Here is a 26066-nt window from a genome sequence, read left to right as displayed (position 1 = left end):
AGAATATCAACGCTTCGTTCGTTAAGAGAGCTGTATGAAAGGGCGGAAACAAATTGAAAAAAAGAATCATTTGTTTCGTGTTTTCTAGTTTCATGCTTAGTTCGTGTTCGTTTCAGCAAACGATGCAAGAAGAAAAACACTTTGTGGGAACAACAGGAGGAGCTATGGATCGTGTTACGGATCCTATTCCGCTAAAGGAACTTCCAAAATATTTTCCGGTGAAGTTTAAAGTTCCAACGTTTTTACCGTACGACATTACAAGTGATGTGAAGGGGGAAGTAAGAACGCTTGGGAAAAAGAACACTGTCTTAACGATTAAATATAAACAGAAGGAGTCAGGTAGAAATGAGTATATTGAGTTAAATGTCGCGAACTTTCCTTATAGTTTTCCGGATCTTGTGGAAGAGAAGCGATTTCAAGAACAAATGAAACTGAATAATGGAACGTCTGCTTATTTTAAAAATAAAGATGATTATGAACGTGGTGACGAATTTGCTACGCTTATATGGAAAGAGAAAGGAATTGAATATCAACTGCTGTATCGGAATGTAGAAGAGAACGATGAAAAGGTAATCAAGCAGAATTTATTATACATTGCGAATAAGATGAAATGAAAAAACTAGCTGATTTATTCAGCTAGTTTTTTGTATGTTATTATTTCTTTTTAATTTTGCCTGTCCAAGATTTAAATCCACCTTGTAATTGGTAGAAATCTTTGTAGCCTTGTTTTTTTAAGTATTGCGCTGCACGACCTGTACGGAATCCGCTTTGGCAATATAAGTAAACAGGTTGATCTTGACGAAGTTCTTTATGGCGAAGGCGAATTTGTGATAACGGAATGTTACGTGCACCTAAAATATGCCCTGCGTTATATTCGTCTGCTTCACGAATATCGATAAGCTGTGCTTTACGGTAGCCAGCGCGAAATTCTTCTTCTGTAAGAGTTTTAATTAATTTTTTCTGATAGAAGTACATCCATACAGTGTAGCCGATAAATGCTACGATTACGGCTAATAAAATAATCCAAGTTGTTGACACGATTCTATCGCTCCCTTTTTTCTTATCCTACTTTCAATATTATAATGCCCTTATGTATTTATGCAACAGATTCATTTGCATATAAGAAGAAATTTCGTATTCTTTCACAAATTTTGTCGAATTTGGTAGACTAGAGAATGTGAAAAATAATTGGTTATATGAGGTGCAGGATGGGAAAAGAAAAATGGTGTTATATTAACTCTGGTCAATGTTCACCGGCATTTAATATGGCGTTAGATGAATGTTTATTAAATTGGCAAAGTGACAAGAAAATGCCACCAACAATTCGTTTTTATGAATGGGAAGTACCAACATTAACAGTTGGATATTTTCAACGTGTTGAAAAAGATATTAATATGGATGTAGTTAACGAAAAGAAATATGGATTCGTTCGTCGTCAAACAGGCGGCAGGGGTGTACTACATGACAAAGAGTTAACGTATAGTGTTATTGTGTCTGAAGATCATCCGAACATGCCGAAAACAGTTACAGAAGCGTATCGTGTTATTTCGCAAGGTTTATTAGATGGTTTTAAGGCATTAGGGTTAGAAGCCTATTATGCAGTTCCAAAAACAGAAGCAGATCGTGAAAATTTAAAAAATCCACGTTCAGGCGTATGTTTTGATGCACCATCTTGGTATGAAATTGTAGTGGAAGGACGAAAAATTGCTGGTAGTGCTCAAACACGTCAAAAAGGTGTTATTTTACAGCATGGATCGATTCCATTAGAAATTGATTTAGATGAACTATATGATCTATTTTTATTCCCAAATGAACGTGTGAAGGAACGTATGAAGAGTATGTTCTCTTCTAAAGCAGTAGCAATTAATGAATTAACAGACCGTACATTTACGATAGAACAGTTAATTAAAGCGTTTGAAGTTGGCTTTGAAAAAGGATTGGATGTAGAACTTGTTCCATATGAATTAACAGAAGAACAGTTACATGAAGTTCAAACGTTAGCGAAAGAAAAGTATGAAAGTAATGAGTGGAATTATAAAAAATAAGAGGTGGCGATAGCCACCTCTTATTTTTTTATAGTAAATTAAGTACTTTTTCTACTTTGATTCCTTTATCTTGTAAAGAACGAAGGCGACTTACAACGTCCATAATTTCTTTGTCAAATGTAACGCTAATACCTTGGCTTTGTAGTTCTTCTTTTAAGCTTTCAATAGAATCATCTATGTCGATGCCAAGCTCGTAATCTTGACAAACTTCAATTGTCTTTTTCACGAGTTTAACATAATTTTCTTGTAGTTTTGAATTTGTTTCAGTCAAAGCAGGCTGCTTCGGTTTTGCAGGAGCAACCGGTGCTGTCTCTTGCTTTGTAACTGGAGTAGGGACTGCTTTTTTCACAGGCGCTGGAGTAACTAGTTCTACAGCTGCTTCTACGCTTACTGGCTTCGGTGTCGGTACCGGAGTAGGCTTAGGTGCCATAGCAGGTGTTTCCACACGCGTAATTGCTTTTGGAGCTTCTACAACTACTTCTTTTTTCGGTGCTGCTTCTACCTGTGTTTCTTCTTGCTCGGCAGCTTCTTTATTTTCTTTACTCCACATAACGCGTTCAATTTCTAGAGAAACATTGTTTTTGTTCATCGCTGTTAATGTAACTTTACCAACTTCAGCGTTTCCAGTGAAATCAACAATTTTATAAATAACACTCTTGTTCCAATCCACGTTTCCGCTCAAAAATAATTCTTCGTTACATTTCGGCGTTAAGCCCTCGATTTTAATTTCTGCGTTTACACCGTTTTCACTATATACCATAATTAGCGAAGCATTTACATCTTCGTCTGCTAACATTAGTTCACGTACCATTTTGCCGGTGCGTACTTGCGTTTTCTTCTTAACTGACATCTAATTTCTCCTCTCAAAAATTCAGTAATAATAAAAAAATCGTATAACGAAAAATAATTGCTCACGAAGATTTATGATACCGATAATAAAAGCATCACGTCAACAATTAACTTTAATTATTTTGCATTTTTCTTATTTTCTTTATGAAATTTTTCAATTTGTAAAATTAGACAGAAGAAAAAACAGCCTTTTGAAGGGCTGTTAAAAATTTGATTTTTTGTATAGTAGTTTATATAAAATAAAAAATAAGATTGCGATTAAGGCGTTTTGCCAAAAAGTTAGATGGTAAATGAAATAAGGTTGTTTTCTGAAATAAATATTTACGAATATAGCTGAACAAAATGGAGTAGCAAAAGCGAACCCGAATAGAATTCGTTTTTTCCAATTTATCTTTTTATTAAAAGAATAACGCTTTAATAAATATAAAATAAGCAGTATTCCTAGTACAATTAATGAAATAGACAAAGTAGTTCCAGGGATGCTAAAAGGTGGACTTATTATATCGGTATCTTTTTCAAACAGGAAAATGAAAAGAGAAGCAAGGGTATCCATTCCAAATTGTATAGCAAGGAGTAAACTAATAACAAAGCCAATTAAAGAAGTTTTTTCTAGTTTTGTTTGGGCGGGTAAAGCAGCTATAAGTTCATCGCAGTAAGATTGTAAATCATTTCCGAAAATGTCATAAGCATTTTTATTTTCAGCTTGTGCTTCGATAAGGTGGTCTAATATTTCTAACAAAAGTTCTTCCACTTGATGTTCGGGTACATTAGATAACCGAAGATATACTAACATATCACCATAAGCAATTTCGTTTTCGGAAGTTAGAAGCTCACGTTTTTTATTATTCAATTCAATCATGTCTTGTGCATTCATCCCTATCACTCCCCCTGTAATAAGTTATTTACCGTAGTAGAAACCATTCCCCAGCTTTTTTTAAATTCTTCAAGTTGTTCTAGCCCTTTATCGGTTACGTGATAATATTTTCGCTTTGGACCGAGTGAGGAAGCTTTTAATGTTCCTTCAATCAATTTTTCTTTTTGCATACGTAACAATAATGGATATATGCTTCCTTCGCTTACAAATGTAAATCCGTGTTTATTTAATTTTGTACTCAGTTCATATCCGTACACTTCTTCTTGTGAAATGATGTATAGGATGCACCCTTCGAGCACGCCTTTTAACATTTGGCTGTGCATGATTTCACCACCTTTTATTCAGGTAACTTGCTTTGCAAGGTAGCTGGTATCCAAATTATAACATTCAGTAACTTGCAACGCAAGTTACTGGGGTGGAAAACTTTAATGTCCCCCATACTAACGAGAGGGCGAAAAGCATATGAGACCATTTATGCCAAAGCTCGTTTACTTTGAACGAAAGGCACTTGAATATCCACTTGGTTTTATAGTTGCGCCAATTTAAATGCATGAAGAATGGGAAGAAGGAACCGTAAACTATTTGAGTGACAAAGATATGACGATACCAAATTTAACGTTTGAATTGATTCAGCATCGTTTTCCAAAACCATCGGAAAATATGTATATAAAAAGGATGATGCAGCAGTATTGGAAGAAACGATAAGAGGTTATATAAATGAGTTTTTTCCTAATGCAGAAATACAATATTTTACTTAAGGGGGGTCTGCATGCAAATACAGATTCTTTTTTGTTTTATATATTTAGGCTCGTTTTCAACTTGTCACGTTATTCTTTCTGGTGTATCATTTTATTGATTGCTTCGTACGGAATAAGCAAAATGAACTTGGATGGAGGAAACCGATGCCTACCCCTAGTATGGAAGATTATATTGAACAAATTTATTTGTTGATTGATGAAAAGGGTTACGCCCGCGTATCTGATATTGCTGAAGCGCTTAGTGTACATCCATCCTCTGTAACAAAAATGGTGCAAAAATTAGACAAAGATGAATATCTAATTTATGAAAAATATAGAGGGCTTGTATTAACAACAAAAGGTAAAAAAATCGGAGAACGTCTCGTATATCGTCATGACTTGCTAGAGCAATTTATGCGTATTATCGGTGTGGATGAAAGTAAAATTTACAATGATGTAGAAGGAATTGAACATCATTTAAGTTGGGAAGCAATTGATCGCATTGGTGATTTAGTGGAATACTTTGAACAAGATGCAGTCCGAGTGGAAACACTTCGTGGTGTTCAAAGAGCAAATGAAGAGAAAAGTAATTAAGGGGAACGTATGGCGTTTCCTTTTTTATTTCAATTCGAAAAGGATGGGAGAATTATGAAAGCAATTATTTTTGATTTTGATGGATTAATTGTGGACACAGAAACGATATGGTTTCACTCTTTCAGAGATGCTGTTCGTGAATACGGCGGGGAACTACCTTTAGAGGAATTTGCGAAATGCATTGGAACAACAGATGAGGTACTTTATACATATTTAAATGATCAATTAAAAGAGAAGTTTAACAAAAGTGCATTAAAAGAAAAAGTGGCAACTTTACATAAAGAGAAAATGAGAATACCAGAAGCTCGTGACGGGGTAAAAGAATATTTAGAAGAAGCGAAAGAAATGGGATTAAAAATCGCACTAGCTTCTAGTTCTTCTAGAGAATGGGTTATTCATTTTTTAGAAGAGCTACAAATTCGAGAATATTTTGAAGTAATTAAAACGAGAGAAGATGTTGAGAAGGTAAAACCAGATCCAGCTCTTTATCGAGTTGCAATAGAAGAATTAGGAATTAAGCCGTCTGAAGCTGTTGTATTTGAAGATTCATTAAATGGATTGAGAGCAGCAGTTGCAGCGGGATTAACGTGCGTTGTGGTACCTAATGATGTGACACGGAATTTACCATTTGAAAATCATCATCTTCGAATTGAAAGTATGAGAGAGAAAAGTTTAAAAGAAGTGCTTCAAAGTATAAAAAAAGACCGTATTTCCTAAAAGGAAGCACGGTCTTTCTTTTTGCTTTTTTTGCCTTCAATGACAGTTAAATGAGACTGTTTTCTTTTTCGTTTCAAAGTGGAAGAATTCCCTTTTTTACTTTTGTCATTAGAAGTATTTGACTTAAAGAAAGAATTGCCTAGGGGTGCTACATTTTGTTTCCCATGTTTGCGGTTCGATTGTTTTGCCGCACGCTTATATGAGCTTTGTGAATTTGCAGAACCACTGGAATTTGTAAACATCTTGTATAGCAAGTAAAAGATACCAACAACAAGTAACATGTACCCGATATTTCTTAATACACCCATGGGATTTGTAATAACAGATGAAACAAGGCCGAATATTGCCAATCCGATAATAAGCACAAATATAGCGAAAGTAAACGAACGACCGTTCATAAGGGACACCTCCTAAAAACGTATATTAAAATTAGTATATTAACGATGAGGAAAGGAGTTGAACACCATTTTTAAATAATTATTGTTTGTTCTCTAAACGTAATAATTCTTCAAACGATGCAATTGCTACTTCCACTTGATCATCTGTTGGTTCTTTCGTTGTTAATAGTTGTAGCCATAATCCAGGATATCCAAGTACGCGTAATACAGGAATATCTCGTAATCGATTTGTAAATTGTAATACTTCAAAAGAAATACCAAGTACAACTGGAATTAATAAAATTCGGTTTATAACTCGTGCCCAAAGAGGATCTGTAGGGACTAGGAAATAAACGAACATTCCAATAATGACTGTAAATATAATAAAGCTACTGCCACATCTATAATGGAGACGAGTTTGCTTTTGAACGTTTTCTACAGTCAGAGGAAGGTTATTCTCGTAAGCATTGATTACCTTATGCTCTGCACCGTGATACTGAAATACCCGCTTAATAAGTGGGGTTAAAGAAATAAAGTATATATAGCTCAATAATAGCATGAGCTTAATGACACTTTCGACAATGATTTGCCCAGTATGAGACGGGAAAATCGGTCTTGTTAATTCAGCTAATAGTGCAGGAACTGCTGTGAAAATGACTTTACCGAATATAAAAGATAAAACGCCAACAGCTGCAACTCCTAATACCATCGTTAATTTTGATTGTTCTTCTTTTTTATTTGCAATTTGTTCATCATCTTCTGGGTGGACGTCAAATCGTTCTGAAGCGAAGTTTAAATGCTTTGCTCCATTCGCACTTGCATCCACAATAGCGGCAATCCCTCGTAAAAATGGAATTTTTTTTAGGGTAGATAGTACTTTATTACGAACGCGTGGTAATCGATAAAATTCAATCGATTTATCTTTACGACGAACCGCTGTAACAGTATATTCTCTACCGCCAAACATAACTCCTTCTATGACCGCTTGCCCGCCATATATTTGTTTTGACTCTTCTGCCATGTTAACACCAACCTGTATTTGTTTCTCTCTTATGTAGAAAAAGAGGCAATTGTCATACTGGGTTCTGTCGTTTTGAAATAAGACAATCACCGAGTTTCCTTTATTTTATCGGCAAATACAAGTAGATGACAAGGGAAAATGTTATGAGAGTCGGACATTTCTTATTCTTTTTATAGACAAATTTCGCAGGATTTAAACATGCTTCAAAATAGTTTCGGGCATACTATTGAGCGGAGGTGTCGATGTGAGTCAAGAACAATTAGGAACAAGGAATTTTGTGCAGATTGGTTTGTTTGGTGGAATCTTTTGGGGCGGGGTATGGTATTTCCTTCATATATTTTCATTCACGGAGGCGGGCCCGAATTATTTCCTTTTACCATTTGCGTTTGGAAGTTGGAAAGAGGGTGTATGGGGCAATGTGTTCGGAATAGTGTGTATGGGACTTCTTTCAATTTTGATTGCCTTTTTGTATAAAGCATTTTTTGCAAAGTTTGAAGGGATTATAGCGGGAATTATTTATGGGCTATTTTGGTGGGCACTACTGTTTTTGGGGATGGGTTTAATGGCTCCTGTTATTAAAAGTGCGCTCCATTTACCAAAAGAGACAATTGTGACGACAATATGTATTTTTATATTGTATGGTGTGTTTATAGCATATTCTGTTTCTTACGCAGTAAATAGCAATAAAGCAGAACAAGAAGGGTAAGAGAAGACGAACTATTCAAATAAGTAACTCCTATGTTAAAATATTGTATAGATATTTAATATTAAGGAGTTTTAAGAATATGAAAAAGTTACTCCTCGTAAACGGTCCTAACCTAAATCGCCTCGGTGTTCGTGAGGTAAATGTATATGGAAAGGGCACGCTAACGACACTTGAAGCAGATATGAAGCAAGAAGCAGAAACAATGGGAGTGGAGTTAGAATGTTTCCAATCGAATCATGAAGGTGCCATTATCGACATTATTCATGAAGCGGAAGATATATATGAAGGGATCATTTTAAATCCGGGAGCATTTACGCATTATAGCTATGCGATTCGTGATGCCATTGCGAGCATTTCGATTCCTGTTATTGAAGTACATATTTCTAACATTCATCAGCGTGAATCGTTCCGTCATGAATCTGTGACGGCAGCTGTTTGTGCAGGTCAAATTGTAGGATTTGGTTTTTATGGCTATAAGTTAGCGTTATTTGCATTAATGGAGAAATTGAGGGAGGCATAAAGTAATGGAGAAAATTGAAAGATTACGAAGTGCATTTGATGAGGCTGGTATTGACGGTATTTTGTTAACAAATGAACATAGTCGTAGATATATGGCTAACTTCACAGGAACAGCAGGCGTTGTTCTTATTTCAAAAGATCGTGCTCAATTTATTACAGATTTCCGTTACGTCGAGCAGGCAAGTAAACAAGCGGTTGGATATGAGGTTGTACAGCACGCAGGGTTGATCATTGATGAAGTGGCAAAGCAAGTGAAAGAGCTTGGAATTCAAAAGCTTGGTTTTGAGCAAGATACTCTTACATATAGTTCTTATTCAGTGCATAAGGAAGCGATTGATGCTGAATTTATCCCGACTTCTGGACTTGTAGAAAAGTTACGCTTGATAAAGACTGATTCAGAGATTAAGATATTAAAGGAAGCTGCACAGATTGCAGATGCTGCCTTTGAGCATATTCTATCATTCATTCGCCCGGGAGTATCTGAAATTGAAGTGTCAAATGAACTTGAATTTTTCATGAGAAAACAAGGAGCAACATCTTCTTCGTTTGATATTATCGTTGCTTCAGGTCTTCGTTCGGCATTACCGCACGGCGTGGCATCTGAAAAAGTGATAGAAACAGGAGATTTCGTTACATTAGACTTCGGCGCTTATTACAAAGGATATTGCTCTGATATTACTCGTACGATTGCAGTCGGTGAACCATCTGATAAATTAAAAGAAATTTATAATATCGTTTTAGAAGCACAACTACGTGGTGTGAACGGTATTAAAGCTGGTTTAACAGGTCGCGAGGCTGATGCGCTAACGCGTGACTACATAACGGAAAAAGGATATGGTGAATACTTTGGACACTCTACTGGTCATGGAATAGGTCTTGAAATCCATGAAGCACCAGGTTTAGCGTTCCGTTCTCATACAGTACTTGAACCAGGTATGGCTGTAACAGTAGAACCAGGTATTTATATTCCAGGTATTGGCGGCGTACGTATTGAAGATGATATCATTGTGACAAGTGAAGGTAATGAAGTAATTACGAAATCACCAAAAGAACTTATTATTTTGTAATACACAGGAGGATTTTTTTACATGATTTCAGTAAACGATTTTCGTACAGGTTTAACAATTTCAGTGGACAATGCCCTTTGGCAAGTACTTGATTTCCAACACGTAAAGCCAGGTAAAGGTGCTGCATTCGTTCGTTCTAAACTACGTAATCTTCGCACAGGTTCTGTTCAAGAGAAAACATTCCGTGCAGGTGAGAAAGTAGAAAAAGCACACATCGAAAACCGTCGTATGCAATACTTATACGCAAGCGGTGAGGCTCACGTATTTATGGATAACGGAACTTATGAGCAAATCGAACTTGGTGAAAAACAAATCGAGCGCGAGCTTAAATTCCTAAAAGAAAACATGGAAGTAGCAATCATGACTTACCAAGGCGAAGTACTTGGTGTTGAACTTCCAAACACAGTTGAATTACAAGTTACAGAAACAGAGCCTGGTATTAAAGGTGATACTGCTTCTAACGTAACAAAACCAGCTACATTAGAAACTGGTCTTGTTGTACAAGTACCAATCTTCATTAACGAAGGCGAAATGCTTATCATCAACACTGGTGAAGGTAAATACGTTTCTCGTGCATAGTAGAAAAGCACTCGTGATAATTCACGAGTGCTTTTTTTATAGGAAATAGGGTAGATAGTAAATAGCTGTTATTATAAAACTGACTAAAACAAGTGAAAGAGTACCCATAATAGATGGAGTCAAAACAATTTGAAATGGTTTTATTTCGCCAGTCTCAACGCCAGTTAATGTTTTACTTATTGCGTGATCTGTAATGTTATTTCTATGGTTACTCATAATAATTAACCACATAATTGCAAATATTGCTAAACTACCAAGGAAAAAGGTCTCTATAAATGACCAACCGACCAATAATGAAAAAAGATAAATAAGAGCTAATTCTACTACAACGGTTAAACTAACTTTCAATGCCTTCATATTTTTCCCCCTCATTCTGTAATTTCAACCAGTTTAAAAAATTTTCACGTGACACGACATGCAGAGAGCAAGGTGACTTTACTTCTTTCTCTAGTGCAGCGTGTTCGTCTGGAAACTTGTTTTCCACATGCAATGAAATATAAGGTAGTTTTTCTTGTGCTTTTAAAGAGCGGATATTATTCGTTTTAGCACCAGCAAATACGTAGGAAAGTTGTAAGTCTAAAAAGGCGATTTTAAAGATTTCTTTTTTAGCAGCCTCGTTATAGCCTTTTCCCCAGTACGGATAGCCGAGCCAACTACCAATGTGAGATTGCTTTTTCTCATTATTAATATGTTTAAGTGTGGTGAGGCCAATTATTTCATTTTCTTCATTCACAATCATTCTCGATAAGGATTTCTTTTGACGCTCTTCGTCTATTGCGAAAAGAAGAAATGTTTTCGTGTCTTCGATGTTTTCTACCGTTATCTCCAATGCATTTTTTATATGTGGATCACTTGATAGCTCGAAAATCACATTTGTATAGCATAAATCTAGTGGTAATAAAGTGACGTGCTGCATGGTTTAAACCTCTTTTAAACTAAATATACCATAATATACCATGAAATAATATGAATATTCAGATTGTAATTCGGAATTTAGAGAAAAATTATGATTTTACTTCTGAAATAGACAACCTCTGCATATGGTTGTACAAATATATTCTTTTTTAGAATACGAAGTTAGTAACTGTTACGGGAGAAGGTGGAAGAATGAAACAGTGGCTAGCGGCAATGGAAACATCCGTGCTTGTTATGGGGGCACTTCGATTATTTTCAGGTAGTGCGGAGATATTTGCTGCTTTGCTTATGCTTTATGTGAATGATGCGAAGAAAGCGTTGTTTATAAATGGTATGTTGGCGTTTGTTGGACCTACCGTATTAATTTTAACAATGACAATTGGGATAGCGAGTGTAGCAAGTGAAATTTCTTTCTTGAAGCTCTTTTTTCTAGCGCTTGGAATTTGCTGTATTTTTATCGCATTACTGAAATAGTAAGTCGAGTATAGTGGGGAGAAGCCGATGAAAGAGGTATTAGAAGTTTTACCAAAAACGATGAAGTACTTAATTGAAGAATGTAAGCAATACGATGCTTTAGAGGAAATTCGTGTTCGAATTGGAAGGCCGCTAGAGTGTATTGCACACGGAAAGGTGTTTTTTTATGACTATATCACTACTGCAGAGGATGCTATTTACTTATTGAATAAGTTAAGTCAATTCTCAATTTATACGATGGAAGAGGAATTAAAACGTGGGTATGTGACGCTTCGCGGGGGGCATAGAATCGGGTTAGCAGGAAAAGTTATTACAGAAAAAAGCGCAGTGAAAATGATTCGTGATGTCTCTTCCTTTAATATTCGTATTGCTCGTCAAAAAATAGGGATTGCTGAACCGCTTTTGCCATATTTGTATGAAAAAAGGTGGTTAAACACGATGGTAATTGGCCCTCCCCAAACGGGTAAAACGACACTTTTAAGAGATGTAGCACGTTGCATGAGTCAAGGGGTAAGTGCTTCGGAAATTCCTTCCTGTAAAGTGGGGATCGTTGATGAACGGTCAGAAATTGCTGGTTGTGTGAAAGGGATCCCGCAATATGATTTTGGTACCCGAGTCGATGTGTTAGACGCATGTCCAAAGGCAGAAGGAATGATGATGATGATTCGTTCTATGAGTCCTGATATTTTGATCGTAGATGAAATTGGCCGTAAAGAAGATAGTGAAGCAATTATGGAGGCAGTGCATGCAGGTGTCCAGCTTTTTATAAGCGCACACGGATTTTCCTATGAGGATGTTGTGAGACGTCCATCGCTCAAGGCAGTGCTAGAGCTTGGTATATTTGATAGGTTTGTGGAGTTGTCAAAAGCGAGGGGTCCAGGAACGGTTATGCAGGTGAAAGATAAATATGGAAAACCAGTGTTATCAAATAGAAAGGCTGAGGGCGTATGGTGAAAATATTTGGTGCAGTGTTAATCGTTGCGGTCAGCACCTTTTTCGGGTTTTCGTATGCTAAAAGATACAGTGAGAGACCGAGGCAACTTAGGTTATTAAAATCAGCACTTCAATCATTAGAGGCAGAAATTATGTATGGACACACACCTTTATCTGAGGCTGCCGAGCGATTAGTTAAACAAATGCCAAAGCCATTAAATTGGATATTTCAAAGTTTCGCTAAAAAACTAGAAAGTGGAGAACAAACAGTAAGGGAAGCTTGGATAGATAGTTTGAAAGAGAATTGGAAGTTGACGGCTTTTCAACAAACCGAGTATGAAATACTGCAGCAATTTGGTGAAACGCTCGGGCAACATGATCGTGAATCACAACAAAAACATATTCGCTTATGTATTACACATTTGGAGAGAGAAGAAGAGGAAGCGAAAGCTTTACAACTGCAATACGAAAAAATGATTAAGAGCTTAGGGGTACTAGCAGGGCTACTTATTGTAATTTTACTGCTATAGGGGGGAGAAAGGCGATGTCCATTGATGTTGGATTAATATTTCAAATCGCCGGAATCGGCATTGTTTTAGCTTTCATTCATACTGTACTAAAAGAATTGAAGCGTGAGGATATTGCAAATTGGGTTATCCTTGTCGGTTTTGTCGTCATTTTATTTCATGTTGCATTTTTAATTAATACGCTATTCGACAAGATTAAAAGTGTCTTTCTCTTCCAGTAAAGGAGGCGGTTCGAATCGAAATTATACAAATTGTCGGATTAGGCCTCGTTGCTACGTTTTTAGCTGCTGTTTTGAACCAGCATAAATCTAGTATTACATCTTTATTTATTGTGTTCGTAGGTAGCGTGATGTTTCTTATTTTAATCGATCAAATTCATTCTATTTTACAAATGATTGAGAGAGTAGCGAGTGAAGCGAAAGTTAGCAACGTCTACGTGGAAACGTTACTAAAAATTATTGGAATTGCTTATATTGCCGAGTTTGGAGCTCAAATTACAAAAGATGCTGGTCAAGGTGCCATCGCTTCGAAAATTGAACTTGCTGGGAAAATCTTAATTCTCGTTATGGCAATTCCTATTTTGACGGTTGTAATTGAAACTATTCTCGGATTTTTACCGACGGGATAAGGGGGAGTGAATGTTGAGGAGGTTTGGAGCTAAGCTGCTATTTGCTTGCTTCCTTTTCTTTTCTTTACCGGTTGTTGTACAAGCTTCTCCTGTAGAAACAAACGTCGTTGATCAACAATTGGATAAGCTCGGAATTGAAGATGTGAAGCAATTTTGGGACGGGCTTGTTACAAAATATGGTGGCTATTTGCCAGAGAGTCAAAAAGGGAGTTTTATGGAGTTTGTAAAGGGAGAAAAAGAATTCTCTCTAAAAGAGTGGATGATAGGGTTATTAAAATATTTATTTCATGAGCTTGCAGCTAATGGAAAACTGCTTGGCACACTCATTATGCTCACAATCTTTAGTGCATTGTTGCAATCACTGCAATCCGCTTTTTCAAAAAGTAGTGTAAGTAAAATTGCTGATGCTGTTGTATATATGGTACTTATTATTTTTGCTTTAAATAGTTTTTATGTCGTTATGACATATGCAAGAGAAACGATACAAACAATGGTAGATTTCATATTAGCGCTATTGCCAATTTTATTGGCGCTTATAGCGACTGGTGGCGGGGTTGTATCTGTATCTTTCTTTCATCCGATTATCATTTTCTTAATGAATACAAGCGGGCTTCTTATGAATTATATCGTTCTACCGCTTTTATTACTGGCAACGATATTAAGTATTGTAAGTACAATGAGTGATCAATATAAAGTTACAAAATTGTCCAAGCTTCTGCAAAACGTTAGCGTTGGGATTATCGGTATCTTCTTAACGATTTTTTTAGGGGTATTATCTGTACAAGGAACAGCGACAGCCGTTGCTGATGGCATAGCTGTGAAAACTGCTAAATTTGTAACAGGAAACTTCATTCCAGTAGTTGGAAGGATGTTTACGGAAGCGGCAGATACTGTTATTAGCGCATCAGGATTATTGAAAAACACAGTCGGAATTATTGGGCTCGTCATTTTATGCTTAATTGTTGCTTTTCCTGCGATTCAAATTTTCTGTATTGCATTTATTTATAAATTCGCAGCAGCAGTATTACAACCGGTTGGCGGCGGAGCAATTATTCAATGTTTAGACATTATTGGAAGAAGCATCATTTACGTATTTGCTTGCTTAGCTATCGTATCATTTATGTTCTTTTTAAGTATTACAATTATTATTGCTGCGGGGAATATTACACTTATGATGCGGTAGGAGGTGAAGAGTATGCAATTTGTTACAGAGTGGATCAGAAATATTATCGTTTTTTTGCTCTTAGCGACAATGCTTCATCTTATTCTTCCAAATTCGAATTTGCAAAAATACGTTAAATTTGTTGTAAGTCTTTTGTTAGTCGTATTAATTTTAACCCCCCTTTTTAAACTATTGCAGACAGATGTAAATGAAGTAATTGCAAATTTTAATGAAGAAAAGTACGTAGCAGAAGGATCTGTAAAAAATTCAATAGATTCGAAGAAAAAAGAAATACAAGCTCTAACACGTGCATATAGTTTAGAAGAGATGGCTACCAAAATGAAAAAAGAAGTAGGAAAAGAGTTTGAGAAAAAGTATGGTATGGCTGTCTCTGAAATACAAATAGTCGCAGCAGAAAATATAGAAGAAGTAAAGTCAGCGAAAGATATTCAATCTGTTGTTGTGACGTTGAAAGAAAAAGAACGTAGTAAAAATGATGCAATCGAAACAGTAAAGCCAATTGAAATTAACACGAAAGAGCCTCCAAAAAAAGTGGAAGAAACGAATGGAGAAATGAAAGATTTCTTTTCAAGCAGGTGGCAACTAGAGGGTAAACAAATCCAAGTTCAAATGGAAGGGAGGACAGGTAGAGTAAATGGACAATAAAGATAAAAATTCGAAGTTCTCATTTTTTCGAAACTTATTGAATGGGGATCAAAAAGAAAGCAACGAGAAGGGTAAAAAGGTAACACCTAAGTTTTTACTTGTCCTACTCATACTTGGAATTTTGCTTATGTTTTCTAGTAGTCTCTTTTCAAGTAAAAAAGAAGAAGTACCTGTATTTAAAGAACAAAAAACTCAAAACCAAGAAAAAGACGTACCAACTTTCGGACAAAAAAGTAATGATAGTATGTCAAATGTAGAAAAATATGAAAAAGCGTATGAACAAGAATTAAAAACTGCTTTAGAAGAAATAGCAGGAGTAAAAGACGTAACGATTAAAGTGAATTTAGATTCATCTGAAGAAAAAATTTTAGAAAAAAATACAGTGAAACGCTCACAAACAACAGGTGAAACAGATAAAACAGGCGGTAAGAGAGAAGTAGAGGACGAGTCTCTTGATGAAAAGACTGTCATTATACGTGAAGGGGATAAAGAAACTCCTGTTGTTTTACGAACAGAGAAGCCGAAAGTACGTGGTGTTCTTGTCGTAGCAAAGGGAGTGGATAATATACAAGTTAAAGCAATGGTAAAAGAAGCTGTGATAAGGCTGCTAGATGTACCGGCCCATCGCGTTTCAGTTTCACCGAAAAATTGATAGGGAGGAAATAAAGTGTTAAAAAAACAAACAGTTTGGTTATTAACGATGTTAAGTTTAGTTGTTGTACTATCTGTGTATTACGTGACAACTCCTGACAAAATGAATACAGCATCGCCAGCAACAGGTGAAAAGATTGGACAAGAAAAACAAGGTACTGATAAAGCAGTAACAAACGAAGCGCCTAAAGAAACTCCGAAAAAAGAAAATACAAGCAAAGAAACAATAAATAAAGAAACAGACAAAAAAGAAAATGCAAAAAAAGAAACAAGTAAAAAAGAGGGCAATGTATCAGTTCAATCAAGTGATGAGAATTTCACAGCTTTACGTATGCAAATGGAAGATCAGCGTAGTGAACAAAAAGCAAAATTACAAGAAGTGATGAGTTCAACAAAAGCTTCAGCAACAGAAAAGAATAAAGCGAAAGAAAATTTTGATGCCATTACGACAATGGAAACGAAGCAAGAATTACTTGAGACAGTAATTAAATCTCAAGGAGGATATCCAGATGCTCTTGTAAGAGCTGATGGTACTGATATTAGAGTAACGGTTAAAGCGGCAAAACATTCACAGAAAGAAGCAAATAAAATTATTCAACTTGTAAGAAGTGAAGGCGGATCAAAAGATGTAGGTGTGAAATTTGATCCACCAGCGAAATAAGTGAAACCTTAATCCGTAGGGATTTCCCTACGGATTATTATCTTTTACTAAGCAAAGGGTATGCAAATAGTAAAATAGAGTATGTAAGTAAACGTGTGTATAGAAAAAAGCTATCATTTTCGATAGCTTTTTTCTATTTCGTCTTTGTAATTATTTTTACTATGTTCAACTCGGAATGGAGAAACACGTTGTGAGTAAAAGATTAATGGTTCATGGTACTGATGATTACTTTTTCCGGATTTGACGTGGATGCAAAGAACGCATGCCCAAACGATTACGGCAGGTAAAAAGAGAATGAGCCATATCATATTTCCACACCTCGACACAATATATTTTCTACACTTTGAACATACTATTCTTATATGAAGGAATGATGAATGGCGTGTAAACAAAAAAATAATATTTGGTAAAAATATGTTGTTGACTATAGATGTGGTGAAGAGTGGAGAGGGGATGGCATGTTTGCTGTGTAACGTTTTGAAAAAGTAGTGAATGTTTTTTAAGAAGTGGTCTTGCCAATTTCGTGTGAAACCTGGTATTATTACTAGGTATTAAATTTTTATTGGAATAATATTTTTACAGGAGTTTCGATTTATTATAAAGAAATATAAATTGGAATGTTTAAAAAATTTATCGTAAGATGGAAATAGTAAATATTTCTATTAGTTAATGAAATATATTTTCTAATAGAATACATCGTATTTTTACAGTCAATCTAGTTTTCGTGACGAGAATCTGTAAAAACGGGACAAACAAGAGTATGGGAGTGGATTTTACATGTTTAAAATTCAAGAAGTTCGCGAATTAATTAAATTAATTGATAGCTCTAATATTGATGAATTTGAATACAAAAAAGACGGTACAACAATCAAAATGAAAAAGCGTGGTAATGAAGTTGTTGCTGTGCAAGCACCTGCAGCAAAACAAGCTATGCAACCAGTAGCGCCTGTTGAAGTTGAAACGAAAGTAGCAGCAGCACAAGCAGAAGCGCCAAAACAAGAAGAGAAGAAGGCTGTTCAAAATGAAAACCTACATAAAATCACATCACCGATGGTAGGTACATTCTATTCTTCTTCTTCGCCTGATACACCTCCATATGTAAGTGTTGGGGATAGAGTATCGAAAGATTCTATCGTATGTATTGTCGAGGCTATGAAGTTATTTAACGAAATTGATGCTGATGTAGAGGGCGAAATTGTTGAAATTCTTGTTAATAACGGACAGCTTGTTGAGTATGGACAACCGCTATTTCTTGTAAAAGCGTAATAAGGGAGTCTTTGTGATGATAAAAAAAGTATTAATAGCCAATCGTGGGGAAATTGCTGTACGAATTATTCGTGCTTGTAAAGAAATGGATATTGAAACAGTTGCAATTTATTCAGAAGCAGATAAAGAGTCACTTCACGTACAGATTGCAGACGAGGCGTATTGTGTAGGACCAACGATTTCGAAAGAAAGCTATTTAAATTTGACAAACATTATTAGCGTTGCGAAGTTAACAGGCTGCGATGCTATTCATCCGGGATACGGATTTTTAGCAGAGAATGCAGATTTCGCAGAGTTATGCCGTGAATGTAACTTGATTTTTATCGGTCCAAGTCCAGAAGCTATTTCAAAGATGGGCACAAAAGACGTTGCTCGTGATACAATGAAAGAAGCAGGGGTTCCGATTGTACCAGGTTCACAAGGGATTATTAAAAATACCGAAGAAGCGATCGAGCTTGCTGATCAAATTGGATATCCAGTTATTATTAAAGCGACTGCAGGTGGCGGTGGAAAAGGTATTCGTGTTGCACGCCATGAAGAAGAGCTTGTAAAAGGAATTCAAATTACACAGCAAGAAGCTAGTACCGCTTTTGGGAACCCTGGTGTATACTTAGAAAAGTACGTTGAAGATTTCCGCCATGTTGAGATTCAAATAATGGCAGATACACACGGAAATGCCATTCATTTAGGAGAGCGTGATTGTACAATTCAGCGCCGTTTGCAAAAACTATTAGAAGAAAGTCCATCACCTGCACTTGATGAAGATATTCGCAAGCAGATGGGTGAAGCGGCAGTTAAAGCGGCGGTAGCGGTTGATTATACAGGTGCTGGTACGGTTGAGTTTATTTATGAATATAAAACGAAAACCTTTTATTTCATGGAGATGAATACGAGAATTCAGGTTGAGCATCCGGTTACTGAAATGGTAACGGGAATGGACTTAATTAAAGAGCAAATTCTTGTTGCTTCAGGAGAAAAGTTATCGTTACAGCAAGAAGAAGTACAATTTAATGGTTGGGCAATTGAATGTCGAATTAATGCGGAAAACCCTGCCAAAAAATTTATGCCATCCCCAGGTAAAGTAGAAATGTACTTACCACCAGGAGGATTTGGTATTCGCGTCGATTCAGCTGTATATCCGGGATATTCAATCCCACCTTTCTATGATTCGATGGTTGCTAAATTAATTGTTCACGGAAAAACACGTGAAGAGGCAATTGCAAAAATGAAGCGCGCACTTAGTGAATTTGTCATTGAAGGCGTACATACAACAATCCCGTTCCATTTGCAATTGCTAGATCATCCTGATTTTGTAAAAGGTGAGTTTAATACGAAATTTTTGGAAGAGCATGAACTTGTGACGCAGTGATACATTAAAGGAGGTTTTTTTCATGGCTGAACATATGTTAGATATGGGTCAAGATACAACTCTTGGTAAAGTAGAAATTGCACCAGAAGTAATTGAAGTAATTGCAGGTATTGCAGCTGCTGAAGTAGAAGGTGTAGCGGCAATGCGCGGTAATTTTGCTACAGATGTTGTTGAGAAGTTAGGTAAGAAAAATCATGGTAAAGGTGTAAAGGTTGAATTAGCAAACGAAGATATTATCGTTGACCTTTATGTTGTAATGTATTTTGGTGTAGCAATTCCAGTTGTTGCACAAAAGATTCAAGACAATATTCGCCAAGCACTCTTTACAATGACAGGACTTGAGCCAAAAGAAGTGAATGTTCACATCGTTGGCGTAACATTCGAAACACAAAAAACAGAAATCGAACCAGTGTAAGAATGAAAAGGTGCCTAGTAACATAGGCATCTTTTTTATCGTTTCATTTCTTCACAAATTACAACCCTCTAATTATTATACTATTTCAAAAAATAAGAAATAAACAAGAAAATGTGTCGTTTTTCCAAAAAACGTACATTGTGATAAGATATGGAACTTGAAGTTAATCTTTTTATTATTTTTCAGCCTTGTAACCCGTGTGTGAAACGATAAATTGTGTTATTATCATTGTATTATAAGGTTGGAAAATCAATGAAAACTGTAAGAGTAAGTGAATTGACGGCTTATAAATTATAATAATATAACAAAGTATAAGGAAAGACTTGAAGCATAAAGGAGAGTTACAATGAAACGTAGGACGGCTAGAGAAAGAGCAATGCAAGCATTATACCAAATGGATATTACAGGTGAATTAGAACCGAAAGTAGCAGTGGAAAACACGCTGGATGAAGGCGAAGAAACAAATGAGTTTCTAGAGTCACTTGTAGTAGGTTTTGTAGAAAATAAAGAAGCAATCGATGAAGCGATTCGTCAAAACTTAAAAAAGTGGAAGCTTGAGCGTATTAGTATTGTTGATCGCAGTATTTTACGTGTAGCTGTGTATGAAATGAAGTACATGGAAGAAATTCCACACAACGTAACAATTAACGAAGCAATTGAAATTGCAAAAACATTTGGGGATGAGGAATCTCGTCGTTTTATTAACGGCGTTTTATCTAATATAAAAGATACACTGTAAATTCTTTAAGGGGGAATCTTAAAATGGTAGCAGTAATCATCAAAGGAAATGAAGTTGCGGAGAAAAAACGAGCACAATTAACAGAAGAAGTTGTGAAGTTGAAAGAGCAAGGTATTGTACCAGGATTAGCAGTTATTTTAGTTGGAGAAGATCCAGCATCTCGTTCTTATGTGAAAGGAAAAGAAAAAGGCTGTGAACAAGTAGGGATTTACTCAGAGCTAATTGAACTTCCTGAAACAATTACTGAGGAACGTTTGCTTGCTGAAATCGATCGCTTAAATGGAGATGACCGTATTAATGGCATATTAGTGCAATTACCTTTACCAAAACATATTGAAGAAAAAGCTATCATTGAAAGAATTTCACCAGAAAAGGATGTAGACGGATTTCACCCAATCAGCGTGGGACGTATGATGACGGGACAAGATACATTCCTTCCATGTACACCGCATGGTATTGTAGAATTAGTAAAAGAAACAAATCTTGATATTTCTGGAAAACATGTAGTAGTAATTGGAAGAAGTAATATTGTCGGTAAACCAGTGGGACAATTGTTTTTAAATGAAAATGCCACTGTAACATATTGTCATTCTAAGACGCAAAATATGAAAGAGTTATCGAAGTTAGCTGATATTTTAATCGTAGCTGTTGGACGACCTAAAATGATAACAGCGGATTATATTAAAGAAGGAGCGGTTGTAATTGACGTTGGTGTTAACCGTTTAGAAACAGGAAAACTTTGTGGTGATGTTGACTTTGACAATGTGTTAGATGTTGCGGGTTACATTACACCTGTGCCAAAGGGTGTTGGTCCAATGACAATCACAATGCTTCTTCATAATACTGTTGAATCTGCCAAACGTGCAGGTGTCGTTTGTAAATAATTTGAGTCGGCTATGAGGAGAGAGAAATGGAGAAGCAATATTTAACCGTTACAGCGTTAACACGCTATATAAAAACAAAAATAGAATATGATCCGCATTTGCAGTCTGTTTGGTTAAAAGGTGAAATTTCCAACTTTAAAAATCATAGCCGTGGCCACATGTATTTTACATTGAAAGATGAAAATGCAAGAATCGCAGCGGTTATGTTTGCGGGCCATAATCGTAATATTAAATTCAAACCTGAAAATGGGATGAAGGTACTCGTGAAAGGGAAAATCTCTGTTTACGAGGCGAGTGGTTCTTATCAAATTTATATTCAAGACATGCAGCCTGACGGAGTCGGGAATTTACATTTAGCGTACGAACAGTTAAAAGTTCGTTTAGAAGAAGAAGGACTTTTTTCTCAAGTTTATAAAAAAGCGATTCCTCCTTACGCTAAAACAATAGGTGTGATTACGTCGCCAACAGGAGCAGCGATTCGTGATATTATAACAACGATTAAACGTCGTTATCCAATTGGGAATGTTATTGTATTTCCGGTACTTGTACAAGGGGAGTCAGCGGCTCCCTCGATTGTACAAGCGATTCGTACAGCGAATGAAATGGGAGAGATAGATGTACTAATCGTTGGTCGTGGTGGAGGTTCTATTGAGGAATTATGGGCTTTCAATGAGGAAATGGTTGCAAGAGCAATCTTTAAGAGTGAAATTCCTATTATTTCGGCAGTAGGCCATGAAACGGATTTTACAATCGCAGATTTTGTTGCAGATTTACGCGCGCCAACACCGACTGCAGCAGCTGAGCTGGCAGCACCTAACATTATAGAGTTACAAGAAAAGGTATTACAAAGAACTCTGAGATTGCAAAGAGCAATGAGAGAGTTAGTACATAAAAAAGAAGAAAAACTACAAGTGTTGCAAAAATCGTATGCGTTCCGTTATCCAAGACAAGTATATGAGCAAAAGGAAGAGCAATTAGATAGAGCGCTAGAACAGCTTGTTTTAGCGAAAGAGCGCTATATTGATAAAAAGGTGAATCAGTTAAAGCAACTTTCATTTTATTTAGAGAAGCACCACCCATCTCAAAAAATTATGCAAACGAAGGTAGCTGTTGAAACGTTGCAAAAGCAATTACAACGTGAAATGCAAACGTTACTTCAAACGAAAGAATTTGCCTTTGTAAGAGCTGCTCAAAAACTTGAAGCGTTAAGTCCGCTTAAAGTAATGATGAGAGGGTACGGGCTTGTATATGATGAAGAGAAGCAAGTGTTAAAAAGTGTGAAAGATGTAAGCCTTGGAGATGCTGTTTCAGTTCAATTACAAGATGGAATACTAGATTGTAGCGTATCAGGCATAGAGGAGCGTGAATTGAATAATGGAAAATAAATTAAGCTTTGAAGAGGCAATTTCGCAACTTGAGCATCTTGTTTCTAAGCTAGAACAAGGTGACGTACCTTTAGAAGAAGCGATTTCTTATTTTAAAGAAGGTATGGAATTATCTAAGCTTTGTGATGAGAAGCTGAAGAATGTACAAGAACAAATGGCAGTTATTCTTGGGGAAGATGGAGAGCTTGAACCGTTTACTGCTTTAGGAGATGAAGCATAGTGACGATTGCTTTTGATACTTTTTTGAAAGAAAGTAAAACTTTCGTAGAAGAAAAACTTGTAAGCTATGCAAATGAATTACAATGTCCAAATGTACTTCGTGAAGCGATGGCATATTCTTTGGAAGCGGGTGGAAAACGTCTCCGCCCGTTACTTTTGTTTGCAACATTACAAGCGTTTGGGAAAGAAAGAAATCTTGGAGTAGGTGCAGCTTGTGCTCTTGAAATGATTCATACATATTCATTAGTTCATGATGATTTACCTTGTATGGATGATGATGATTTAAGAAGAGGAAAGCCCACAAATCACAAAGTATTTGGTGAAGCGATGGCAGTTTTAGCAGGAGATGGCTTATTGACGTATGCTTTTCAAGTTATTATGGCATATGAGCAAAAAGAAATTTCTGCCGAAAAAAAAGTAAGACTTGTACTTGAACTTGCAAAAGCAGCAGGACCAGAAGGAATGGTTGGCGGACAAGTGGCAGATATGGAAGCTGAAGGGAAACGCCTTACGATTGATGAATTGGAGTACATCCATAAACATAAGACCGGAAAACTGCTTGAATTTGCTGTACTTGCGGGTGCGATACTTTCTGATGCGACAGAAGAGCAAGAAGAAAAGTTGCTTACGTTTGCCAAATATATCGGTCTAGCTTTCCAAATTCGAGATGATATTTTAGATGTCGAAGGAACTGAAGAAGAGATTGGAAAACCGATTGGTAGCGATCTTTCTAATGAAAAGAGCACATATACAACGTTGTTTACTGTAGATAGAGCAAAAGATATTTTAGAAGAAACAATTGCAGAAGCAAAAGGTGCGATTAGTTCCTTGCAATTACAAGATGAATATTTACTATCTATTTGTGATTTGATTGCAAAACGTAATAACTAATATAACAGCGTTTTCATTTGTTGAGTCATTCATCATTTTATGATATAAATGTAGGAAAAGGTTTTTCTTTTCTTGTTATTGGCAAAAATATATGTAGATTACATTGCCGTTATCACTTCGTGTTAGCGGCTATTTTTTTCATCGCCTAAAGAAATATGGTTTATAATAGGATTAGGGCGCAATAGACTGGTTAATAGCGGGACAAGACGAAAAATAGAAAAGAGAATTTCTTGTTTTGTGTAAATGTTTTTTATAATATTTGACATGTTGACAGATTATGAAATGAAAGTGAGTGATCCATGTGGATCTAACGCAAATTCAAAACCCTAGTTTTTTGAAAGATATGTCTATCAGTGAACTAGAGGGATTGAGTGAGGATATTCGTAAGTTTTTAATTGAAGAGCTCTCTCAAACAGGTGGACATATTGCACCTAATTTAGGTGTAGTAGAACTCACAATTGCTCTGCACAAATTATTTGATAGCCCGCAAGATAAATTTTTATGGGATGTAGGACATCAATCCTATGTACATAAAATTTTAACTGGACGTGCGAAAGAGTTTGGTACATTAAGGCAATATCAAGGTCTATGTGGTTTCCCGAAACGTTGCGAGAGTGAGCACGATGTATGGGAAACTGGTCATAGCTCGACTTCGTTATCGGCTGCAATGGGAATGGCTCTGGCACGTGATTTAAAGAAAACGAAAGAATATGTTATACCAATTATTGGAGATGGTGCTTTAACAGGCGGAATGGCTTTAGAGGCATTGAACCATATTGGACATGAAAAAACAGACATGATTGTTATTTTGAATGATAATGAAATGTCAATTGCACCAAACGTTGGTGCGCTTCATAATGTGCTCGGTCGTTTACGTACCGCAGGAAAATATCACTGGGTAAAAGATGAATTAGAGTATATATTAAAGAAAATCCCAGCAGTTGGCGGGAAAGTGGCTGCGACAGCAGAGAAAATAAAAGATAGTCTTAAATATTTACTAGTATCTGGTGTCTTTTTCGAAGAGTTAGGCTTTACATATTTAGGTCCAGTCGATGGGCATGATTATGAAAAGTTATTCGAAACGTTGCAATATGCAAAGAAAACAAAAGGCCCAGTGCTTGTTCACGTTATTACGAAAAAAGGAAAAGGTTATAAACCGGCTGAGAGTGACGTTATTGGAACTTGGCATGGAACAGGACCTTATAAAATTGAATCAGGTGACTTCGTTAAGCCGAAAGAAGTTGCACCAGCATGGAGTGCTGTTGTTAGTGAAACAGTACTTAAGCTAGCGAGAGCGGATGAGCGTATCGTAGCAATTACACCTGCAATGCCTGTTGGATCAAAACTTGAGAAATTCCAAAAAGAATTCCCAGATCGTATGATTGATGTAGGTATTGCAGAACAGCATGCTACAACAATGGCAGCAGGTATGGCAACGCAAGGAATGAAGCCATTCTTAGCGATTTATTCAACATTTTTACAAAGAGCATATGACCAAGTTGTTCATGATATATGCCGCCAAAATTTAAATGTTTTCATCGGAATAGATCGCTCGGGATTAGTAGGAGCAGATGGTGAAACGCATCAAGGCGTATTTGATATCTCATTCTTACGTCACTTGCCGAATATGGTGCTTATGATGCCGAAAGATGAAAATGAAGGGCAACATTTAGTTTATACGGCGATGCAATATGAAGATGGACCAATCGCATTGCGTTATGCTCGCGGTAATGGACTTGGCGTTCATATGGATAAAGAATTAAAGGCGATTCCAATCGGTACGTGGGAGACGTTAAAAGAGGGTACACAAGCAGCTATTTTAACGTTTGGTACGACAATACCAATGGCAATGGAAGCAGCTGAGCGTCTTGAAAAAGCTGGGGTTTCAGTGAAAGTAGTGAATGCTCGCTTTATTAAACCAATGGATGAAGCATATTTACATGATCTTCTAGGAAAGAATATACCGATTTTAACGATTGAAGAAGCTTGTTTAATCGGTGGTTTTGGAACAGGAGTAGTTGAATTTGCATCTGAAAATGGTTACCATAGTGCATTAGTTGAACGAATGGGTATTCCAGACCGCTTCATAGAGCACGGAAGTGTAACAAAATTATTAGAAGAAATTGGTTTAACGACAGATGCTGTTGTAGACCGTATTCATACAATGATTCCATCAAAACAAAAAAGGGCGTAACA

35 protein-coding genes and 1 pseudogene are annotated in these 26066 nt (G+C 36.4%); 27 read left to right on the top strand and 9 right to left on the bottom strand.

Translation table 11 applies throughout. The annotated features are described in order from the left end of the window. Positions 1-77 precede the first annotated feature (77 nt). On the top strand, positions 78-614 hold the full coding sequence (locus HMPREF2590_RS06925; RefSeq protein WP_025966335.1) for a hypothetical protein: 537 nt from the start codon (positions 78-80) through the stop codon (positions 612-614). Positions 615-654: 40 nt separating this feature from the next. Here the strand turns inward: HMPREF2590_RS06925 and HMPREF2590_RS06920 are convergent, their stop codons facing one another. Next, positions 655-1038 carry a rhodanese-like domain-containing protein gene (locus HMPREF2590_RS06920; RefSeq protein WP_000108653.1) on the bottom strand — a complete coding sequence of 128 codons (384 nt, stop codon included), beginning with the start codon at positions 1036-1038 and terminating at the stop codon, positions 655-657. Between the two features lie 170 nt (positions 1039-1208). On the opposite strand from HMPREF2590_RS06920, the gene HMPREF2590_RS06915 reads away from it, so the two are divergent. Further along, complete coding sequence (locus tag HMPREF2590_RS06915) at positions 1209-2045, top strand: lipoate--protein ligase family protein (protein WP_000514067.1); 837 nt, start codon at positions 1209-1211, stop codon at positions 2043-2045. A gap of 28 nt (positions 2046-2073) precedes the next feature. Here the strand turns inward: HMPREF2590_RS06915 and HMPREF2590_RS06910 are convergent, their stop codons facing one another. The 3 genes from HMPREF2590_RS06910 to HMPREF2590_RS06900 all read right to left on the bottom strand — a co-directional run bounded on the left by HMPREF2590_RS06910 (position 2074) and on the right by HMPREF2590_RS06900 (position 4091). Further along, positions 2074-2895 (bottom strand): hypothetical protein, encoded by an 822-nt coding sequence (locus HMPREF2590_RS06910; RefSeq protein ID WP_003317461.1) that lies wholly within the window; start codon positions 2893-2895, stop codon positions 2074-2076. A gap of 201 nt (positions 2896-3096) precedes the next feature. Continuing rightward, on the bottom strand, positions 3097-3768 hold the full coding sequence (locus HMPREF2590_RS06905; protein ID WP_000993589.1) for a DUF1129 domain-containing protein: 672 nt from the start codon (positions 3766-3768) through the stop codon (positions 3097-3099). Positions 3769-3773: 5 nt separating this feature from the next. After that, on the bottom strand, positions 3774-4091 hold the full coding sequence (locus HMPREF2590_RS06900; RefSeq protein WP_000556081.1) for a PadR family transcriptional regulator: 318 nt from the start codon (positions 4089-4091) through the stop codon (positions 3774-3776). Between the two features lie 190 nt (positions 4092-4281). On the opposite strand from HMPREF2590_RS06900, the pseudogene HMPREF2590_RS30640 reads away from it, so the two are divergent. The 3 genes and pseudogenes from HMPREF2590_RS30640 to HMPREF2590_RS06890 form a co-directional block, all read left to right on the top strand. Beyond that, a pseudogene (locus tag HMPREF2590_RS30640) lies at positions 4282-4526 on the top strand (spore photoproduct lyase family protein); the annotation flags it as partial. Positions 4527-4670: 144 nt separating this feature from the next. Then, positions 4671-5099, top strand: a complete 429-nt coding sequence (gene mntR, locus HMPREF2590_RS06895; RefSeq protein ID WP_001143083.1) for a transcriptional regulator MntR — start codon at positions 4671-4673, stop codon at positions 5097-5099. Positions 5100-5153: 54 nt separating this feature from the next. After that, positions 5154-5816, top strand: coding sequence for an HAD family hydrolase (locus HMPREF2590_RS06890; protein ID WP_025966333.1), 663 nt, complete (start codon positions 5154-5156; stop codon positions 5814-5816). On the opposite strand, the gene HMPREF2590_RS06885 is transcribed toward HMPREF2590_RS06890, so the two are convergent. Both HMPREF2590_RS06885 and HMPREF2590_RS06880 read right to left on the bottom strand, forming a co-directional pair. After that, entirely contained in the window at positions 5813-6214 is a 402-nt protein-coding gene (locus HMPREF2590_RS06885; protein ID WP_001014463.1) for an SA1362 family protein, read from the bottom strand. The two genes, HMPREF2590_RS06890 and HMPREF2590_RS06885, sit on opposite strands and share 4 nt — an antisense overlap. A gap of 79 nt (positions 6215-6293) precedes the next feature. Continuing rightward, positions 6294-7214, bottom strand: coding sequence for a DUF1385 domain-containing protein (locus HMPREF2590_RS06880; protein ID WP_000807121.1), 921 nt, complete (start codon positions 7212-7214; stop codon positions 6294-6296). Between the two features lie 244 nt (positions 7215-7458). On the opposite strand from HMPREF2590_RS06880, the gene HMPREF2590_RS06875 reads away from it, so the two are divergent. The 4 genes from HMPREF2590_RS06875 (at position 7459) to efp (ending at position 10085) form a co-directional block, all read left to right on the top strand. Then, a complete protein-coding gene (locus tag HMPREF2590_RS06875; protein ID WP_000076893.1) occupies positions 7459-7920 on the top strand; it encodes a YqhR family membrane protein in 462 nt (153 codons plus the stop codon). A gap of 79 nt (positions 7921-7999) precedes the next feature. Further along, on the top strand, positions 8000-8440 hold the full coding sequence (aroQ, locus tag HMPREF2590_RS06870; protein ID WP_000735147.1) for a type II 3-dehydroquinate dehydratase: 441 nt from the start codon (positions 8000-8002) through the stop codon (positions 8438-8440). 4 nt (positions 8441-8444) lie between these two features. Further along, positions 8445-9506, top strand: a complete 1062-nt coding sequence (gene pepQ / locus HMPREF2590_RS06865; RefSeq protein WP_000411041.1) for a Xaa-Pro dipeptidase — start codon at positions 8445-8447, stop codon at positions 9504-9506. A gap of 21 nt (positions 9507-9527) precedes the next feature. Further along, positions 9528-10085 carry an elongation factor P gene (gene efp / locus HMPREF2590_RS06860; protein ID WP_000626516.1) on the top strand — a complete coding sequence of 186 codons (558 nt, stop codon included), beginning with the start codon at positions 9528-9530 and terminating at the stop codon, positions 10083-10085. Between the two features lie 36 nt (positions 10086-10121). Here the strand turns inward: efp and HMPREF2590_RS06855 are convergent, their stop codons facing one another. Together HMPREF2590_RS06855 and HMPREF2590_RS06850 are read right to left on the bottom strand one after the other, a co-directional pair. Next, positions 10122-10442, bottom strand: a complete 321-nt coding sequence (locus tag HMPREF2590_RS06855; RefSeq protein ID WP_000645695.1) for a hypothetical protein — start codon at positions 10440-10442, stop codon at positions 10122-10124. Next, positions 10423-11001, bottom strand: coding sequence for a GNAT family N-acetyltransferase (locus tag HMPREF2590_RS06850; protein ID WP_001164983.1), 579 nt, complete (start codon positions 10999-11001; stop codon positions 10423-10425). The genes HMPREF2590_RS06855 and HMPREF2590_RS06850 overlap by 20 nt, the downstream gene beginning before the upstream one ends. Positions 11002-11192: 191 nt before the next feature. Here HMPREF2590_RS06850 and HMPREF2590_RS06845 point away from each other — a divergent pair, with 191 nt between their 5' ends. The 9 genes from HMPREF2590_RS06845 to HMPREF2590_RS06805 are packed head-to-tail and all read left to right on the top strand — an operon-like array spanning position 11193 to position 16702. Next, entirely contained in the window at positions 11193-11474 is a 282-nt protein-coding gene (locus HMPREF2590_RS06845) for a YqhV family protein (protein ID WP_000816050.1), read from the top strand. A gap of 27 nt (positions 11475-11501) precedes the next feature. Next, entirely contained in the window at positions 11502-12428 is a 927-nt protein-coding gene (gene spoIIIAA / locus HMPREF2590_RS06840) for a stage III sporulation protein AA (protein ID WP_000665905.1), read from the top strand. Next, positions 12422-12937, top strand: a complete 516-nt coding sequence (gene spoIIIAB, locus HMPREF2590_RS06835; protein ID WP_000238702.1) for a stage III sporulation protein SpoIIIAB — start codon at positions 12422-12424, stop codon at positions 12935-12937. The genes spoIIIAA and spoIIIAB overlap by 7 nt, the downstream gene beginning before the upstream one ends. Positions 12938-12951: 14 nt before the next feature. Further along, positions 12952-13155: a stage III sporulation protein AC gene (spoIIIAC, locus tag HMPREF2590_RS06830; protein WP_000020914.1), complete on the top strand. Its 204-nt coding sequence runs from the start codon at positions 12952-12954 to the stop codon at positions 13153-13155. A gap of 23 nt (positions 13156-13178) precedes the next feature. Next, positions 13179-13562, top strand: a complete 384-nt coding sequence (gene spoIIIAD / locus HMPREF2590_RS06825; RefSeq protein ID WP_077393170.1) for a stage III sporulation protein AD — start codon at positions 13179-13181, stop codon at positions 13560-13562. A gap of 10 nt (positions 13563-13572) precedes the next feature. Then, positions 13573-14745, top strand: coding sequence for a stage III sporulation protein AE (gene spoIIIAE, locus HMPREF2590_RS06820; protein ID WP_000946110.1), 1173 nt, complete (start codon positions 13573-13575; stop codon positions 14743-14745). A 12-nt stretch (positions 14746-14757) separates the two neighbouring features. Beyond that, complete coding sequence (gene spoIIIAF / locus HMPREF2590_RS06815) at positions 14758-15390, top strand: stage III sporulation protein AF (protein ID WP_001161032.1); 633 nt, start codon at positions 14758-14760, stop codon at positions 15388-15390. Then, positions 15380-16042 carry a stage III sporulation protein AG gene (gene spoIIIAG, locus HMPREF2590_RS06810; protein ID WP_000368890.1) on the top strand — a complete coding sequence of 221 codons (663 nt, stop codon included), beginning with the start codon at positions 15380-15382 and terminating at the stop codon, positions 16040-16042. The genes spoIIIAF and spoIIIAG overlap by 11 nt, the downstream gene beginning before the upstream one ends. 15 nt (positions 16043-16057) lie before the next feature. Then, the gene (locus HMPREF2590_RS06805; protein WP_000914705.1) at positions 16058-16702 is read left to right on the top strand and encodes a SpoIIIAH-like family protein; all 645 of its coding nucleotides are present in this window, start codon (positions 16058-16060) and stop codon (positions 16700-16702) included. A 113-nt stretch (positions 16703-16815) separates the two neighbouring features. On the opposite strand, the gene HMPREF2590_RS06800 is transcribed toward HMPREF2590_RS06805, so the two are convergent. Further along, complete coding sequence (locus tag HMPREF2590_RS06800; protein ID WP_002000935.1) at positions 16816-17010, bottom strand: hypothetical protein; 195 nt, start codon at positions 17008-17010, stop codon at positions 16816-16818. A 469-nt stretch (positions 17011-17479) separates the two neighbouring features. Between HMPREF2590_RS06800 and accB the strand changes: the two genes are divergently transcribed. From accB to dxs, 9 genes are all read left to right on the top strand, one after another. Beyond that, the gene (gene accB, locus HMPREF2590_RS06795; RefSeq protein WP_000472859.1) at positions 17480-17968 is read left to right on the top strand and encodes an acetyl-CoA carboxylase biotin carboxyl carrier protein; all 489 of its coding nucleotides are present in this window, start codon (positions 17480-17482) and stop codon (positions 17966-17968) included. A 16-nt stretch (positions 17969-17984) separates the two neighbouring features. Further along, positions 17985-19337: an acetyl-CoA carboxylase biotin carboxylase subunit gene (gene accC / locus HMPREF2590_RS06790; protein ID WP_000592869.1), complete on the top strand. Its 1353-nt coding sequence runs from the start codon at positions 17985-17987 to the stop codon at positions 19335-19337. A 22-nt stretch (positions 19338-19359) separates the two neighbouring features. Then, a complete protein-coding gene (locus HMPREF2590_RS06785; RefSeq protein ID WP_000807630.1) occupies positions 19360-19752 on the top strand; it encodes an Asp23/Gls24 family envelope stress response protein in 393 nt (130 codons plus the stop codon). A 346-nt stretch (positions 19753-20098) separates the two neighbouring features. Beyond that, entirely contained in the window at positions 20099-20491 is a 393-nt protein-coding gene (gene nusB, locus HMPREF2590_RS06780) for a N utilization substance protein NusB (protein WP_000830247.1), read from the top strand. 23 nt (positions 20492-20514) lie between these two features. Beyond that, positions 20515-21375, top strand: coding sequence for a bifunctional methylenetetrahydrofolate dehydrogenase/methenyltetrahydrofolate cyclohydrolase FolD (folD, locus tag HMPREF2590_RS06775; RefSeq protein WP_000226732.1), 861 nt, complete (start codon positions 20515-20517; stop codon positions 21373-21375). 26 nt (positions 21376-21401) lie between these two features. Further along, the gene (gene xseA / locus HMPREF2590_RS06770) at positions 21402-22760 is read left to right on the top strand and encodes an exodeoxyribonuclease VII large subunit (protein WP_000415249.1); all 1359 of its coding nucleotides are present in this window, start codon (positions 21402-21404) and stop codon (positions 22758-22760) included. Continuing rightward, positions 22750-22980 (top strand): exodeoxyribonuclease VII small subunit, encoded by a 231-nt coding sequence (xseB, locus tag HMPREF2590_RS06765; protein ID WP_000428423.1) that lies wholly within the window; start codon positions 22750-22752, stop codon positions 22978-22980. The genes xseA and xseB overlap by 11 nt, the downstream gene beginning before the upstream one ends. After that, entirely contained in the window at positions 22980-23870 is an 891-nt protein-coding gene (gene ispA, locus HMPREF2590_RS06760; RefSeq protein ID WP_000150374.1) for a (2E,6E)-farnesyl diphosphate synthase, read from the top strand. The genes xseB and ispA overlap by 1 nt, the downstream gene beginning before the upstream one ends. A gap of 301 nt (positions 23871-24171) precedes the next feature. Continuing rightward, positions 24172-26064, top strand: a complete 1893-nt coding sequence (gene dxs, locus HMPREF2590_RS06755; protein ID WP_000366454.1) for a 1-deoxy-D-xylulose-5-phosphate synthase — start codon at positions 24172-24174, stop codon at positions 26062-26064. Positions 26065-26066: the final 2 nt, after the last annotated feature.

The sequence above is a fragment of the Bacillus sp. HMSC036E02 genome, assembly GCF_001836235.1.
Taxonomy (GTDB): Bacteria; Bacillota; Bacilli; order Bacillales; family Bacillaceae_G; genus Bacillus_A; species Bacillus_A cereus.
The sequence above is the reverse complement of the archived record's forward strand: the minus strand, read 5'-3'. Positions and strand labels throughout refer to the sequence as shown.

What these genes read in the sequence shown, in the direction of transcription:
- HMPREF2590_RS06915 (WP_000514067.1), top strand. Translation starts at nt 1,209, where the DNA reads ATGGGAAAAGAAAAATGGTGTTATATTAACTCTGGTCAATGTTCACCG.
- HMPREF2590_RS06910 (WP_003317461.1), bottom strand. Translation starts at nt 2,895, where the DNA reads ATGTCAGTTAAGAAGAAAACGCAAGTACGCACCGGCAAAATGGTACGT.
- HMPREF2590_RS06905 (WP_000993589.1), bottom strand. Translation starts at nt 3,768, where the DNA reads ATGAATGCACAAGACATGATTGAATTGAATAATAAAAAACGTGAGCTT.
- HMPREF2590_RS06900 (WP_000556081.1), bottom strand. Translation starts at nt 4,091, where the DNA reads ATGCACAGCCAAATGTTAAAAGGCGTGCTCGAAGGGTGCATCCTATAC.
- mntR (WP_001143083.1), top strand. Translation starts at nt 4,671, where the DNA reads ATGCCTACCCCTAGTATGGAAGATTATATTGAACAAATTTATTTGTTG.
- HMPREF2590_RS06890 (WP_025966333.1), top strand. Translation starts at nt 5,154, where the DNA reads ATGAAAGCAATTATTTTTGATTTTGATGGATTAATTGTGGACACAGAA.
- HMPREF2590_RS06885 (WP_001014463.1), bottom strand. Translation starts at nt 6,214, where the DNA reads ATGAACGGTCGTTCGTTTACTTTCGCTATATTTGTGCTTATTATCGGA.
- HMPREF2590_RS06880 (WP_000807121.1), bottom strand. Translation starts at nt 7,214, where the DNA reads ATGGCAGAAGAGTCAAAACAAATATATGGCGGGCAAGCGGTCATAGAA.
- aroQ (WP_000735147.1), top strand. Translation starts at nt 8,000, where the DNA reads ATGAAAAAGTTACTCCTCGTAAACGGTCCTAACCTAAATCGCCTCGGT.
- pepQ (WP_000411041.1), top strand. Translation starts at nt 8,445, where the DNA reads ATGGAGAAAATTGAAAGATTACGAAGTGCATTTGATGAGGCTGGTATT.
- efp (WP_000626516.1), top strand. Translation starts at nt 9,528, where the DNA reads ATGATTTCAGTAAACGATTTTCGTACAGGTTTAACAATTTCAGTGGAC.
- HMPREF2590_RS06855 (WP_000645695.1), bottom strand. Translation starts at nt 10,442, where the DNA reads ATGAAGGCATTGAAAGTTAGTTTAACCGTTGTAGTAGAATTAGCTCTT.
- HMPREF2590_RS06850 (WP_001164983.1), bottom strand. Translation starts at nt 11,001, where the DNA reads ATGCAGCACGTCACTTTATTACCACTAGATTTATGCTATACAAATGTG.
- HMPREF2590_RS06845 (WP_000816050.1), top strand. Translation starts at nt 11,193, where the DNA reads ATGAAACAGTGGCTAGCGGCAATGGAAACATCCGTGCTTGTTATGGGG.
- spoIIIAA (WP_000665905.1), top strand. Translation starts at nt 11,502, where the DNA reads ATGAAAGAGGTATTAGAAGTTTTACCAAAAACGATGAAGTACTTAATT.
- spoIIIAB (WP_000238702.1), top strand. Translation starts at nt 12,422, where the DNA reads ATGGTGAAAATATTTGGTGCAGTGTTAATCGTTGCGGTCAGCACCTTT.
- spoIIIAC (WP_000020914.1), top strand. Translation starts at nt 12,952, where the DNA reads ATGTCCATTGATGTTGGATTAATATTTCAAATCGCCGGAATCGGCATT.
- spoIIIAE (WP_000946110.1), top strand. Translation starts at nt 13,573, where the DNA reads ATGTTGAGGAGGTTTGGAGCTAAGCTGCTATTTGCTTGCTTCCTTTTC.
- spoIIIAF (WP_001161032.1), top strand. Translation starts at nt 14,758, where the DNA reads ATGCAATTTGTTACAGAGTGGATCAGAAATATTATCGTTTTTTTGCTC.
- spoIIIAG (WP_000368890.1), top strand. Translation starts at nt 15,380, where the DNA reads ATGGACAATAAAGATAAAAATTCGAAGTTCTCATTTTTTCGAAACTTA.
- HMPREF2590_RS06800 (WP_002000935.1), bottom strand. Translation starts at nt 17,010, where the DNA reads ATGATATGGCTCATTCTCTTTTTACCTGCCGTAATCGTTTGGGCATGC.
- accB (WP_000472859.1), top strand. Translation starts at nt 17,480, where the DNA reads ATGTTTAAAATTCAAGAAGTTCGCGAATTAATTAAATTAATTGATAGC.
- accC (WP_000592869.1), top strand. Translation starts at nt 17,985, where the DNA reads ATGATAAAAAAAGTATTAATAGCCAATCGTGGGGAAATTGCTGTACGA.
- HMPREF2590_RS06785 (WP_000807630.1), top strand. Translation starts at nt 19,360, where the DNA reads ATGGCTGAACATATGTTAGATATGGGTCAAGATACAACTCTTGGTAAA.
- nusB (WP_000830247.1), top strand. Translation starts at nt 20,099, where the DNA reads ATGAAACGTAGGACGGCTAGAGAAAGAGCAATGCAAGCATTATACCAA.
- folD (WP_000226732.1), top strand. Translation starts at nt 20,515, where the DNA reads ATGGTAGCAGTAATCATCAAAGGAAATGAAGTTGCGGAGAAAAAACGA.
- xseA (WP_000415249.1), top strand. Translation starts at nt 21,402, where the DNA reads ATGGAGAAGCAATATTTAACCGTTACAGCGTTAACACGCTATATAAAA.
- xseB (WP_000428423.1), top strand. Translation starts at nt 22,750, where the DNA reads ATGGAAAATAAATTAAGCTTTGAAGAGGCAATTTCGCAACTTGAGCAT.